This is a genomic window from Polyangium sp. y55x31 (assembly GCF_029946505.1).
Taxonomy (GTDB): Bacteria; Myxococcota_A; Polyangia; order Polyangiales; family Polyangiaceae; genus Polyangium.
Genome location: NZ_JARZHG010000006.1, coordinates 37,329 through 50,279, shown reverse-complemented (window position 1 = coordinate 50,279; position 12,951 = coordinate 37,329). Strand labels below are relative to the sequence as shown.

The 12,951-nt window shown below is 68.7% G+C and carries 9 protein-coding genes and 1 tRNA gene; 7 read left to right on the top strand and 3 right to left on the bottom strand.

The window, feature by feature from the left end:
* Nucleotides 1–14 precede the first annotated feature (14 nt).
* The 4 genes from QHF84_RS13855 to QHF84_RS13840 all read left to right on the top strand — a co-directional run bounded on the left by QHF84_RS13855 (nucleotide 15) and on the right by QHF84_RS13840 (nucleotide 5,531).
* Entirely contained in the window at nucleotides 15–1,376 is a 1,362-nt protein-coding gene (locus QHF84_RS13855) for a glutamate-cysteine ligase family protein (RefSeq protein WP_281313748.1), read from the top strand.
* 71 nt (nucleotides 1,377–1,447) lie between these two features.
* A complete protein-coding gene (locus QHF84_RS13850; RefSeq protein ID WP_281313747.1) occupies nucleotides 1,448–2,797 on the top strand; it encodes a hemolysin family protein in 1,350 nt (449 codons plus the stop codon).
* A 43-nt stretch (nucleotides 2,798–2,840) separates the two neighbouring features.
* Nucleotides 2,841–5,159 carry a S9 family peptidase gene (locus tag QHF84_RS13845; RefSeq protein WP_281313746.1) on the top strand — a complete coding sequence of 773 codons (2,319 nt, stop codon included), beginning with the start codon at nucleotides 2,841–2,843 and terminating at the stop codon, nucleotides 5,157–5,159.
* A 295-nt stretch (nucleotides 5,160–5,454) separates the two neighbouring features.
* Nucleotides 5,455–5,531: transfer RNA gene (locus QHF84_RS13840), tRNA-Pro, on the top strand.
* Nucleotides 5,532–5,538: 7 nt separating this feature from the next.
* Here the strand turns inward: QHF84_RS13840 and QHF84_RS13835 are convergent.
* The 3 genes from QHF84_RS13835 to QHF84_RS13825 form a co-directional block, all read right to left on the bottom strand.
* A complete protein-coding gene (locus QHF84_RS13835; protein WP_281313745.1) occupies nucleotides 5,539–6,528 on the bottom strand; it encodes a glycoside hydrolase family 19 protein in 990 nt (329 codons plus the stop codon).
* Between the two features lie 65 nt (nucleotides 6,529–6,593).
* Complete coding sequence (locus QHF84_RS13830; RefSeq protein WP_281313744.1) at nucleotides 6,594–7,028, bottom strand: STAS/SEC14 domain-containing protein; 435 nt, start codon at nucleotides 7,026–7,028, stop codon at nucleotides 6,594–6,596.
* A 421-nt stretch (nucleotides 7,029–7,449) separates the two neighbouring features.
* A complete protein-coding gene (locus tag QHF84_RS13825; RefSeq protein ID WP_281313743.1) occupies nucleotides 7,450–8,187 on the bottom strand; it encodes a TetR/AcrR family transcriptional regulator in 738 nt (245 codons plus the stop codon).
* 94 nt (nucleotides 8,188–8,281) lie between these two features.
* Between QHF84_RS13825 and QHF84_RS13820 the strand changes: the two genes are divergently transcribed.
* The 3 genes from QHF84_RS13820 (at nucleotide 8,282) to QHF84_RS13810 (ending at nucleotide 12,903) form a co-directional block, all read left to right on the top strand.
* Entirely contained in the window at nucleotides 8,282–9,841 is a 1,560-nt protein-coding gene (locus tag QHF84_RS13820) for an FAD-dependent monooxygenase (protein WP_281313742.1), read from the top strand.
* Nucleotides 9,842–9,998: 157 nt separating this feature from the next.
* Complete coding sequence (locus QHF84_RS13815; protein ID WP_281313741.1) at nucleotides 9,999–12,533, top strand: S8 family serine peptidase; 2,535 nt, start codon at nucleotides 9,999–10,001, stop codon at nucleotides 12,531–12,533.
* Nucleotides 12,520–12,903 carry a hypothetical protein gene (locus QHF84_RS13810; RefSeq protein WP_281313740.1) on the top strand — a complete coding sequence of 128 codons (384 nt, stop codon included), beginning with the start codon at nucleotides 12,520–12,522 and terminating at the stop codon, nucleotides 12,901–12,903. The genes QHF84_RS13815 and QHF84_RS13810 overlap by 14 nt, the downstream gene beginning before the upstream one ends.
* Nucleotides 12,904–12,951 lie beyond the last annotated feature (48 nt).

Genomic DNA, 12,951 nt, shown 5'->3' with positions numbered 1-12,951 from the left:
GAGAACCACGAACGATGGCCGAAGCGAGCCTTTCGAATCAGGCGGAGATCATCCGCGGCATCGATGACCTCCTGATCCCCTTCCACGCGGCGATGAAGCCGCGGGATCGTTACCGCATCGGTGCGGAAGCCGAGAAGTTCGGCGTCGACACGACGACCGGAGCGCCCCTGCCTTACGAGGGCCCGCGCAGCGTCCTCACGGTGCTCGAAGCGCTGGTCGAGCGGCACGGCTGGAAGATCGATCGCGAGTCGCCCACGGGCCCGATCATCGCCCTCGAACGCGCGGGCGCCTCCGTGACCCTCGAGCCGGGTGGCCAGCTCGAGCTCTCGGGCGCCGCGTTCGACAACGTCCACCAGATCTGCCTGGAGATGAGCGGTCATCTCGCGGAGCTGCGCGACATCTCGGGCGAGCTCAACCTGAGCTGGCTCGGCGTCGGCTTTCATCCGCTCGCGCGCCAGGACGAGCTGCCGTGGGTGCCGAAGTCCCGGTACGGCATCATGCGCCGTTACCTGCCGACGCGCGGCACGGGCGGCCTCGACATGATGCGCCGCACGGCCACGGTGCAGGCGAACTTCGACTATTCGAGCGAAGAGGGCGCGATGCGCGCGCTCCGCGTCTCGCTTCGGCTCTCGCCCGTCACCACGGCGATGTTCGCGAACTCCCCGTTCGTCGAGGGCGCGCTCTGGGGCGGCAAGAGCCGGCGCGCGCTCACGTGGCTCAGCGTGGATCCCGCGCGGCAGGGCCTGCTCGAGAACGTGCTCGAGCGTGGCAAGCGCTTCGTCGACTACGTCGAGTGGGCGCTCGACGCGCCGATGTTCCTCATCAAGCGCGGCGATGCGGTCCTCGAGAACACGGGCCAGTCGTTCCGCAGCTTCTTGAAGCACGGCTTCCGCGACCACCGCGCGACCTCGACGGACTGGCAGACGCACCTGAACACGCTTTTCCCCGAGGTGCGGCTCAAGCGCACGATCGAGGTGCGCGGCGCGGACTCGCAGTCGGCCGCGCTCACGTGTGCGCTTCCTGCGCTCTGGACGGGCATCCTCTACGACGATCGTGCCCTCGACGAGGCCGAGGCGCTCACCGAGAGTTTCACCTATGCCGAGCTCGAAGCGCTCCGCCCGGCGATCGCCGAGAAGGGGCTCGGGGCCACGTTCCGCGGCGAGAAGCTCGCGGCGCTCGCGGAGCGCGTGCTCGTGATCGCCGAGGGCGGTCTCGCGCGGCGAGCGCGGATGCGCAATGGCAAGGACGAGCGCGTGCACCTCGCGCGCCTCGGCAGCCTCGTCGAGAAGGGCCAGTGTCCCGCCGACGCGCTCGTCGAGGGGCTCGAAGCCGGCGCGGATCTGCGCCGCGAGATCCTCGTGCGGGCTCGCATCTAGGGCCACCATCGCAGGGAGAACGAGCCCTCGTTCGGCGCGCTCTCCAGCTTCTGGGGGACGGGGTTCGGACGATGTCGACGATTCTCTATCTGCTCGCGACGGCGCTTCTCATCCTGCTGAACGCGTTCTTCGTCGCCTCCGAGTTCGCCATCGTCAAGATGCGCCCGTCGCGCCTCGAACAGCTCGTGCGCAGCGGCGATGCGCGGGCCAAGCGGGCGCTCGCGATGTCGCAGCGCCTCGACGCTTACCTCTCGGCGAATCAGCTCGGCATCACGCTCGCGAGCCTCGGCCTCGGCTGGATCGGCGAGCCTGCGGTCGCGCACCTCCTCGAACCGGCGCTCCTTCGGTTCGGCGTCGGCCCCGAGGCCACGCGCGCGATCGCCCTCGGCGTCGCGTTCACGCTGATCATGTCGCTGCACACGATCATCGGTGAGCTCGCGCCGAAGACGCTCGCCATCCAGCGCACCGAGAGGGTCACGCTCTTCGCCGCGCAGCCGCTCCACGTCTTCTTCCTCCTGATGTGGCCCATCATCTGGGTCTTGAACTCCGCCGCGAACGGCTTCGTTCGGCTCTTCGGCCTCCAGCCCGCGCACGAGGAGGAGATCGCGCACACCTCCGAGGAGCTCCGCATCCTGCTCACGCGGAGCCCCGCCGGCCTCGATCCAGCGCTGCGCAGCATGCTCGTGCGCATCTTCGATCTGCGTCGTCGCACCGCGCGCCACGTCATGTCGCTGCGCAGCGAGGCCGCGACGCTCCGGGCCGCGATGAGCATCGACGAGGCCGTGAAGATCGTCGCGGAGGCCGGCTACTCGCGATATCCCGTCCTCGACGCGCAAGGCCACACCGTGCTCGGGTACCTGCACCTGCGTGACCTCTTCGACGTCCTCTCGGGTCGTCGCAAGGCCGCGCGTGTCGCCGAGCTGCTCCGCAAGCCGATCTTCGCCCGCGAGAACACCTCCGTCGAGCGCCTCCGCCTGGAGATGCAGGCCAAGCAGATCCCCGTGGCGATCGTCACGAGCCCGACCGGCGAGTTCGTCGGACTCGTCACGATCGAGGACGTGCTCGAAGAGATCGTCGGCGAGATCCGGGACGAGAACGACGAAGAGGTTCCGCCGATCCATCGCCGTGGTCCGGGCATCGTGGAGGTCGACGGCCGCGTCTTGCTCGCGGACCTCGAACGCGACGCGGGGATCGTCCTCCTGCCCGAGGCGAAGACCGTCGAGACCGTGGGCGGCTACATCCTCGAACGGCTCGAACATCCGGCCGAGCCGGGAGATCGCGTCGAGTGCGAGGGCTACACGCTCGTCGTGACGGACGTCGTCGGCCGTCGCGTGCGTCGCGTCCGCATCGTCACGACCGACAAGTCGGTGCCGCCGCCGCCGCCGTCGGCGGCCGAGGCGGAGGGCGACACGCTCGAGTGATGGGCGGGGTGGACTCGCGCTCGGTCTCGGTTTAACCGGGAGCATGCACAAGGCACAGGGTTTGGCGGGCGTGCTCGCGCTCGCGGGGGTGCTCTCCGGTTGTGGCGGGGCCGGGGAGCCTTGGCCGAAGCGGCCGCTCTTGGGCGAGATGACGAAGGATCGCGCCGCGGAAGGCGCGTCCAAGGCGGCGCCGGAGGCGGATTCGACGCGCGGCGCGATCCTCGGGCCCGAGAAGAGCGCCATCACGTACGAGCGCCTGGTGAAGATGCCCGAGCCCGGGTGGAACATCCCGCGCGCGGCCCAGCCTTCGCCCGACGGCAAGCTCGTCACGTACCTCGCGAGTGAGTCGGGGGACATGACGATGTCGCTCTTCGCGTTCGACCTTTCGACGCGCACGTCGAAGGTCTTGCTTCGCGCCTCGGATCTTCCGGGCAGCTCGAAGCCGCTCTCGCGCGAGGAGGAGCTCCGGCGCGAGCGCCAGCGGCAAAAGGCGACGGGGATCGTCGCGTATCAGTGGGCCGAGAAGGCGCCCGTGATGATCGTGCCTTCCTCCGGAGACGTGTTCGTGCGGCAAGCGGCGGGCACGATCACGCGGCTCACGGAGACGAAGGAGCCCGAGCTCGATCCGCAGATCTGCGCGTCGGGCGAGCGTGTCGCGTTCGTCCGGTCGGATGACCTCTGGGTCGTGGACGTCGCGACGCGCAAGGAGACGCGGCTCACGACGGGCGGACCTTCCGGGACCACGCGCGGCCAGAGTGATTTCCTCGGCCAGGAGGAGCTCGACGAGCCGCACGGGTTTTTCTGGTCGCCCGGCTGCGACAAGATTGCGTATCTCGAGGTCGACGAGCGCGAGGTCCCCGAGCACCCGGTGCTCGGGTATCGCGGCGACAAGCCCGACCTCATGATGCAGAAGTATCCCGCGGTGGGTGACAAGAACCCCAAGGTCCGCGCGGGGATCGTCGATCTCAAGACGAAGAAGACGACCTGGTTGAAATGGCCCGCCGAGGCGGAGCGGTACATGGTCCGCTTCAACTGGGCGCCCGACGGCAATGCCCTTTATTTGCAGACGCTCGACCGCCTCCAGAAGCGCCGCGCGCTCGTGCGCGTGGATGCGAAGAGCGGCGAGGCGAAGGAGCTCTTCGCGGAGACCTCGCCGACGTGGCTCGAGCCAGCCACGTTCAAGCCGCTCGACGATTCCAAGCGGTTCTTGTGGACGCGCGACATCGGCGGCCACATCCACCTCGAGGTCCGGGACGCCGCCACGGGCGCGCCGATCAAGCAACTCACCTCGGGCGACTGGGACGTGCACCTCGTGAGCCGCGTCGACGAGACGAGCGGCCGCGTCTTTTACATCGCGGATAGCAAGGAAGCGCCGCTCGACCGGCAGCTTTATTCGGTGAAGCTCGACGGCGGCGAGACGAAGCGCTGGACCGAGGAGCCGGGCGTGCATTTCGCGGCCGTCGATCGGACCGGGAAGATCCTCACGGAGATCCATTCGGCGAAGGATCGAGCGCCGAAGGTCCTCATTCGCGAGCTCGGGGGCGCCGTGATCGGCGACCTCACGCTCCCGATGGATGCCGATTTCGCCTCGCTCGGCGTGCGCACACCGGAGATCGTCACGGTCGACGGCCCCGGCGGCGTGAAGCTTTATGGTTCGCTGCTCCCGCCGCGCGTGATCGAGCCCGGGAAGAAGTATCCGGTCATCGTCATGGTGTACGGCGGCCCGGGCGTGCAGACGGTGATGAACATGTGGTCGCCGTCCCTCTTGTGGCAGCACCTCGCGGATCGGGGCTTCGTCGTGTTCCAGCTCGACAACCGCGGCACCTCGGGGCGGGGCCCGGCGTTCGAGGCGCCGCTCTACAAGAACATGGGCCAGGTCGAGCTCGAGGATCAGATCGCCGGCCTCGACGCCATCGCCAAGCGCCCGTACGTCGACACGAGCCGCGTCGGCATCATCGGCCACAGCTATGGCGGGTACATGGCGGCGCTCGCGCTCCTCAAGGCGCCCGATCGGTTCCACGTGGGCGTCGCCGGTTCGCTCGTGACGGACATGCGGCTCTACGACAGCGCATACACCGAGCGATACCTCGGCAGCCCCACCGAGGACGTGAAGGCCTACGAGGCGGCGGACCTGACGAAGCTCGCGGGGAACCTCCGCGGCAAGCTCTTCCTCCTGCACGCGCTCATGGATGAAAACGTGCATTTCCAGAACACCGCGAAGCTCATCGACGCGCTCATCGCGGCGAACAAGCGCTTCGATCTGCTGGTGTTCCCCGGGGAACGGCACGGCTACCGGGCGCCGTCGGCGAAGCTCTACGCGACCCAGCGCTCGATCGAATACTTCGTGGACAACCTGCGGTAGAGCGCCGAACAGTTTGACTGTTCGACGCTCTGCGAGATTGCGTAGCGATCTCGCCTCGGGGGGTGAATCGGCCGAGCTTCGCTTGGCCGAGAGGGGGACGCGAGGCGTCCCCCTCGGGACAAAAGAGCTAGAACATCGAGCAGTTCCACGAACTGCTCGATGTTCTAGAGCGCCGAAGCCTGCGGGGGAGGGGGCTCGGCTCGGCGGCGCTCGGCCGAGCCCCTTCGAGACCCTTGCTCTAGGTCCTGACGTCGTCTAGAGTGCCGCCGCGCGGTGCCCGACAGCGGGCGGCGTCCGGGGAGTCGCACAGTCCGGTAGTGCACGAGCTTTGGGTGCTCGTTGTCGTGGGTTCAAATCCCACCTCCCCGACCAGCTTGCCTCAATACGACTGCATCTTGTCGCAATAAAGATTCGGACCGGGATCCACGCCGAGGAGCTGCGTGTATCGCTGGTAAAACCCGACGCGGTCCTCGACCTTGGCGTTCGTCGGCTGGTTGCACTCGAGCCCGCCGTTGATGATGTTGATCGTCATCCCGAACCCGGGGACGCGGCCGAGCATTTGATCCTGCGACGACGGCGTCCACTTCCCCGTCATCACGTCGTGACAGGACGGCTTCGGCGATTGCGGCGTCATCCAGAACCAACCGCCCGTCCGGAAGGCCACCGTGCCATTCGACGTCACCTGATCCGGATCGGTGAGCAGCGGCAGCCCCAGCGCGTCGCCGGCTTGCCCGTAGTTGTAGTTCCACGAGAGCTGGATGGGCCCGCGCCCGTGATACGTCTTTCCCGGCGCGCACGGCCATTGCTGGTTGCTCGCGTTGCAATACCCCGTGCAGCCCCCGTTTTCGCAGCCGACCTCCTGCGTGAAATAGAGGCCCCATGCATGGGGCCCGTCCGGGGCCGCGGGCCAGCCGCCCGTGGTCTCGTGCGAGATGTTCGCGAGGAACGCGGCCGCCTCGCGCTTCCGGTCGTCGAGGCTGCCCTCGTTGCAGAATGCCGGGAACGTCTGCGCCGCGGCGACGAGCGATTCGTACGAGTACAGGACGTTCCGATGCAGGAACATCGCGTCGTAGAGCTCTATCGAGACGATCGCCGCGAATCCGTTGCCACCGGCGCCGCCGCTTCCGCCCATTCCACCGGCGCCGCCCATTCCACCGGCGCCGCCCATTCCACCCGAGCCACCACTTCCGCCGGCGCCGCCGCTTCCGCCGGCGCCGCCGCTGCCACCGCTGCCCCCACTGCCGCCGCTGCCGCCGGCGGCGCCGCTGCCACCGCTACCGCCGCTGCCGCCAGCGCCTCCGTCACCGTCACCGCACGCCACGCCGACGAGGGCCATGGCCACGATCAAGCTCATCCACCGGGTCTTCATGGGCCGCCATGGTCTCCTGGGCTGCCCTCGAAATCCATCCCGGCGTGGGCGCGCCGGCGAGCGCCTCAATGCGCGCGGCGCTGCTCCACGAGCCACGCCCGCGCCGTCCGTTCGTCCTTCACGCACACGGGCATCGGCTTGCCGAGCGCTCGCCCCCGCAGAAACCAGCCCGCCAGCGTCGCGAGCTTCGCCACGAGCTGCTGCTGGAACGTCCCCCCGAAAACGACGAGCCCCGCATACGCGGGCGGCAATTGCCGCATCGCCGCGACGCGCCTCGCCTCGGGGGTCACGTGCCCCACGTCCGCCACGTCGATCAGCAGGTACGCGCGCCCCGAGGCCGTCGCGAACTCCGTGAACGCGTCCAGAATGCGCTCCACGTCCGCGTTGGTCACGTCCCCCGTGAATCGCACGAACACGACGTCGGGCGGCTCGAAGGCGAGCAGATGCGTTCCGACCTTCACGGTCTCGCGATCCGCGCTCACCGGCGCCTGGAGAGCCATCGCCGCCCCCACGTCGATTCTCGCGCCTGTACGTCGACCCTCGCCGAGGGTCAAGCTCGTCTAGGACGAATATGTCGGACCATCGCGTGCGGGACCTGCCCGCACGTCCCGGTCACAATGGGCCCCGGCCTTCCGGGGCCCGCCCCCGCCTCTGCTTCAGCCTTGACCGTCCTGGGACGTGATTTCCACGCCCGGGCCAAGGAAAACCACGGCCAGGGCCAGTCCCACGAACTTCAGAACTTGGTGAACGCGCTCGCGCATCATGGCCGCCTCCATGTCAAGTCGAAGGACACATTGTTACAGGACGGTGACACGCGTGCAAGTTTCTTTTAGCGCGCCTTGACTTTTTCTTCTTTCGGGATACGCGCCGCGTTACCGGGTCAGGGGCATCTTCCGAGGAGCGGGCGGGGGCTCGTCTTTGTCATCGGGCGCGCTTCACGCGAGCCGTGATGCCGTCGAGGACGCAGTCGAGGCCTTGCTCGAACACGGCGTCCGCCGGCGGATGTTTCGCATCGCGGACGACACGCGCGAGGGTGGGGAAGCGGCCCGTCGCGATCACTCGCTCGATGTACGGAGCCGTCGCCTCCTGCCACTCTTTCTCCGTCATGCCCGTCGCGAGCTGGGCGCGGAGCTCGCTCGCCTCGCTGCGGATCGCGCCGACGACGTACGCGTTCACGGTGCCGAGCATCGTGACCACGCGGTCGATGTCATCGAAGCCATGCGCCCCGCTCAGCGCGGCGAGACCGGCTTCGAGATGCGCGAGCGCGTTCGGGCCGAGCTGCGGGCGACCGCCGAGCAGCTCGACGAACCACGGATGCTTCTTGCTCGCGTCGCGCGTGCGATGCGCGAGCGCGCGCAGCGCCGCCTTCCAGTCGCCCTTCGGCGCGCCTTTCGCGTTCATCTCCCCGTAGACCGCGTCGACCATGAGCTCGAGCAGCTCGTCCTTCGACTCCATGTAGCCGTAAAGACGCATCGGTCCCGCGCCGAGCGCCGCCGCGACGTTGCGCAAGGACACCGCCTCGAGGCCGTCGCGATCGGCGAGCGTGATCGCCGCCGTCACGATCCGTTCGCGGCTCAGCGGCTCGGGCGCCGGTCGCTTCGGCGGCTCGGGGCGTTCCCAGACAAGCCCGGCTCCTTCTGCCTTCGTGCGTGCAGCCATCACGCTCGTCATGCCCGTCTTGCGCGCGGTTGACAATGTCTCCTGGCGATACACTGTATCGATCGGATACGGTGTATCCTCAGGAGGAGCAACGATGAACCTAGAGAAGACCGACGTGCTCGTCGTCGGCGGGAGCCTGGTCGGGCTCTCTGCCGCCTTGTTTCTGGCCGCGCGCGGCGTGCGCCCGATCGTCGTGGAGCGGCATGCCGGAAGCTCGCCGCACCCGCGAGCGATCGGCTACACGCGGCGAACGATCGAGCTGTTCCGGGGCGTCGGCCTCGGCGACGCGATCCCGCAAGCGCCTCGGGATCACCGCGTGCGTCGCGTGCGCGTGCGGAGCCTCGCGGGCGAGTGGTTCGAGGAGTCGTCGTGGTCGTCGGCGGCTCGCGCGCCCTTCGAAGAGCGCCCGCCGTGCTCACCGGTGAACGCGGCAGGCATCGCGCAGGATCGCCTCGAGCCGATGCTCCGCGCGCGTGCCGTCGAGCTCGGGGCCGACGTGCGGACGCGGACCGAGCTCGTGTCTTTCGCGCAGGACGCCGAGGGCGTCACCGCGGTCCTCCGCGGGCACGACGGCGCGGAGACGACCGTGCGCGCGGCCTATCTCGTGGCCGCCGACGGCGCGCGCAGCACGATCCGCGACACGCTTGGAATCGGCCGAACCGGCCGCGGATGGCTACGCACGGCGCGGAGCGTGCTCTTCCGTGCTCCGCTCGACGAGCACCTCCGCAAGGGCATCGTGCAGTTCTCGATCGATCAGCCGGACTTCCAGGCCTTCCTGGCGAGTTACGGCGACGGGCGCTGGGTGCTCATCTTCTCGGACGACGTCGAGCGCGACGAGCCCGCCCTCCGCGCGATGATCACGCGGGCGATCGGCCACGACGATGTGCCCGTCGAGATCGTCGCCACCGGGCGCTGGGAGATCTGCGCGCTCATCGCCGACCGCTTCTCCGCCGGCCGCGTCTTCCTCGCGGGCGACGCGGCGCATGCGCTGCCGCCGAACCGCGGAGGCTTCGGCGCCAACACCGGCATCGAGGACGCGCACAACCTCGCGTGGAAGCTCGCGTCCGTGCTCGACGGCGTCTCTTCACCCGCGCTGCTCGACACGTACGACGCCGAGCGCCGGCCCATCGCGTGGCTCCGCCATCAGCAGATCTTCGCGCGCGACGACTTCAAGGCGTTCGCCGACGAGGCCGCCCGCACGGCGCCCATCTACGACGACGATGCGATGGAGCTCGGCCAGCTTTATCGCTCCGCGGCCGTCCTCGGCGCGGGTCCCGATCTCCCGCCGGCGCGCCATCCCGACGAATGGCGTGGCCAGCCCGGCACGCGCGCGCCGCATGCGTGGCTCGAGCGAGACGGCGCGCGCCTCTCGACGCTCGACCTCTTCGGGCGAGGCTGGGTGCTCGCCACGGGCGAAAGCGAACAGGAGCGCTGGTCCGCCGCTGCGGCGGCCGCTCGGGACATCCTCGGCATCGACGTCGCCGTCGAGGTCCTCCCGCCCGACGTGCGCGCGTCGTTTGGCCTCGAAGAAGGAGGCGCGTCACTCGTGCGCCCGGACGGCTACGTCGCATGGCGCGCGCCGACGCCGCCGAGCGATGCCCCGACGGCGCTGCGTGAAGCGCTCGCGCAGGTGGCGTTCGTGATGCGCGGGTAACGACAGGGAGCGATCGATTGTCACGCGGCCGTGACAGGTGATATGGCCACGTGACAGTCGACCGACATTGCCGCGTGACACCGCCGGGCCGCGGCACCGCGCCTGCAGGCTGCTCACGATTGGCAAGCATGTTGCTTTGCGACCCGGCGGAGGCAACATGCACTGGCATTTCTTTCATTCTTTGCGTGGGCGATCCCGGTCGAATCCGACGTTCTGCAGCGTCCTGGCGCTCGGCGTCCTGACGCTCGGCGCCGCCGCATGCGAGCAGGGCGACCCGGAAGAGGCGCGGCTCGAGTCCGCCGCGGCGGAGGCGCAGGCGCCGATGATCGCGAAGGTTGCGGCTTCGGCGCCGCAAGAGAAAATGGAGCTCGTCTTCCAGTCGCGCGTCGAGGAGACGGCCGAAAAGAAGGTCGTGAGGACCGACGTGGCCGGCGAGCTCGACGAGGACCAGCGGGATCGCGTCGCGCGGCCCTATCGGTTCGTCGACGAGCCCTACCTGTATGCCGAGGAGGCGTGGTCCAAGGGCGGCAAGGACGGCGTGACCGAGCGCGGCTACCGGGTTTGGCGGCACGAAAACACGACGCCCTTGAAAGCCGAGCGAAAATCCAGCCCGCCGAAGATCAACGACAACGTGGCGCAGTTCGTCGAAAGCCCGCAGGCGAAGGCCGAGGGGACGCTCCGGCTCGATCTCAAGCTCCAAAACTTTCCGGAATGGAACGTCCCCTTGGCGCCGCGCGCTTCGGACCTGGCCCCTGCCGACGTCGAGGCGCAGACGAACCGGCGCTCCCGCGCGATTGCGGAGCGCGAGGCGCTGTTCGACAGGATGGCCGCGGGCATCGTCGCGGAGGTGGCGGAGCGCGGCGGGCGCGTCGTCGCGCGTCACAAAAAATCCGGGTGGTTGAGCGTCGAGGTGCCCTTCGCGATGTTCGAGTCCCTGGCGAGGAACACCGACCTCGCGCGCATCGACGGGCCGTACGGAAAGACCGGCGGGCCGACGTGGAGCCTCGGCGGGAGCCGGGACGCGCAGTATCTGGACGTCGACAGGTTCCATGCGGCCGGATATGACGGCGACGAACCGAACGCGGCGAGGCACTCGTACGGGAACATCGTCATCGGAATGAACGAGCCCGGGGGCTACGAGAGCGGCGCGTGCGCCTTCAAGGAGGGCGCAGGCTGCACGGGCGCGAGCCGGATCGCCGCGACCTACCAGTGCGACGACGCGGACGCGGACGGGAACGTCTGCGAGCCGGGGACGGTGTCGACGGACTACTGCGATCCCGATCCCGATATCGGCTGCATCGACGGCCACGGCACCGCGACGACGTCGATCGCCATCGCCGATTACATGGACGGACAGGGCAATGGAAAGGCCCTCGGCGACTCCTGGTCATCGAATACCTGCACGTCCAGCGCACAATGTGGCGGCCAGCCCTGCGAGTCCGGCCTCTGCGCCCACAGCGCTGCCTGGGAGACTGCGCGCACGGGTATGGCTCCCGAGGCCAAGGCGGTGCTGTTCGGCATCACCCAGGCCGGGTCGGCGAAAGCAGACAGCTTCACCGACATGTTCGACGACTCCATCGACCTCAACCTCGACATCTCGAGCAACTCGTGGAGCTGGGGCACCGCGAACTGCGACATCGAGTCGAGCTCGTCCACGGAGGACGAGATCGAGAACGCCTACGACGACGGGATCCTGGTCGTATTCTCGGCGGGCAACCAGAACGGCGACGACGCGACCTCCTGCACGATGAGCGACCCCGGGGACACCCCGAAGGCGCTCGCCGTCAATGCATTCGATGGAAACACCACCGATTGCCTGAATACGCCGTCCACGCGTTGCCTCCTCGACAGGGACCACTGCAAGGACTCCATGGGCAACCCCATTGGCTGCTCCGCGCGCGGCGGCGGGGACGTCGTCGTGGCGGGGCGCGGCCTGCAAACCGACGCCGTGTCCATCGTGGACCTCGTTGCGCCCAACAATGTAACAAATCATACGATACAGGTCGTCGGTAACAGCGATGGGACCGCGACGAACACCGCACGGTTCGTCGGCACGAGCGCCGCGGCGCCGCACGTGTCGGGTATGGCGGCGGTCGTGAAGGACTGGTATCTGCACAATGGCCAGAGCTGGGTGAACTCGCCGGGCCGCCTGCACACGATCATGCTCGCCAGGGGCGATCGGCATTTCAGCGCCGACCCCTCGAGCGGCACGACGTGGACGGACCAGCTCGCGGCCACGCCCGACAAGTGGTACGGGGTCGGCCGCGCGCGCATGCGCCTGCTCGAAGGCACGGACCTCGGCCCGTGGGCGAACCATTTCGCCGTGTACACGTTCACGTCGGCGCAGACCGTGACGTATTATCCCTTCGGCACGTCCCCGATGCCGGACGGAATCGAGCTCGTGAAGTGCGTCGCCATGCAGGCGGAGGACATGTCGAGCAAGAGCGACATCAGCGAGATCAAGCTGTCCGTGCGCGTCCGGCCGACCGCGGGGTCGACCTGCACGGGCACCGCGACGGCGACGAGGATCAGCGACAATTTCGACACGAAGAAGGTCGCCGCGCTCGAGGGCTTCACCTTCACCAATCGCTGCGTCGAGGTGCAGATCGAGGCCGAAAACGTGACCACCCAGGGCGTGACCGTGCAGGCGATGTGTTACTACGCGGGGGTGAACGACGATGCGTCGCCGTGATTCGACGTGGGTCTCCGGGGCGCGGGTGGTCTTCGCAGGGCTCCTCGCGCTCGCCGCCGGGTGCGCAGAGGCGCGCAGCACGCCGCATGACGAGCCGGACTGCACGGTCGCCCGCGTGGGCGACGATGTGGTGACCGTCCGGGATGCCGACGTCCTCCGCGCCGTCATGCAGCCGCCTCCGACGCGCGGCGAGGCCAAGCGCCTGGCGGTCTCCGCGACGGCCGCATATCGTCAGACGCACCCGTCGGGAGCCCTGGCGGCGATGGACGAGCGATTGGTCGCGTATCGGCAGGCCATCCGCCAGAAGACGGACCTCGGCGCGCTGTCCGTAGAGCCCGGCGCGTGCTGGGACGTCCACTCCGCCCGCTAGAGCGAGCGCCGAGCGCAGGGGACAGATTCAGGCGCCCCTGCGCTTGCC

Bases quoted from the DNA above. Each gene is read 5' to 3' on its own strand.
- QHF84_RS13855 (WP_281313748.1), top strand. From the start codon at position 15: ATGGCCGAAGCGAGCCTTTCGAATCAGGCGGAGATCATCCGCGGCATC.
- QHF84_RS13850 (WP_281313747.1), top strand. From the start codon at position 1,448: ATGTCGACGATTCTCTATCTGCTCGCGACGGCGCTTCTCATCCTGCTG.
- QHF84_RS13845 (WP_281313746.1), top strand. From the start codon at position 2,841: ATGCACAAGGCACAGGGTTTGGCGGGCGTGCTCGCGCTCGCGGGGGTG.
- QHF84_RS13835 (WP_281313745.1), bottom strand. From the start codon at position 6,528: ATGAAGACCCGGTGGATGAGCTTGATCGTGGCCATGGCCCTCGTCGGC.
- QHF84_RS13830 (WP_281313744.1), bottom strand. From the start codon at position 7,028: ATGGCTCTCCAGGCGCCGGTGAGCGCGGATCGCGAGACCGTGAAGGTC.
- QHF84_RS13825 (WP_281313743.1), bottom strand. From the start codon at position 8,187: ATGGCTGCACGCACGAAGGCAGAAGGAGCCGGGCTTGTCTGGGAACGC.
- QHF84_RS13820 (WP_281313742.1), top strand. From the start codon at position 8,282: ATGAACCTAGAGAAGACCGACGTGCTCGTCGTCGGCGGGAGCCTGGTC.
- QHF84_RS13815 (WP_281313741.1), top strand. From the start codon at position 9,999: ATGCACTGGCATTTCTTTCATTCTTTGCGTGGGCGATCCCGGTCGAAT.
- QHF84_RS13810 (WP_281313740.1), top strand. From the start codon at position 12,520: ATGCGTCGCCGTGATTCGACGTGGGTCTCCGGGGCGCGGGTGGTCTTC.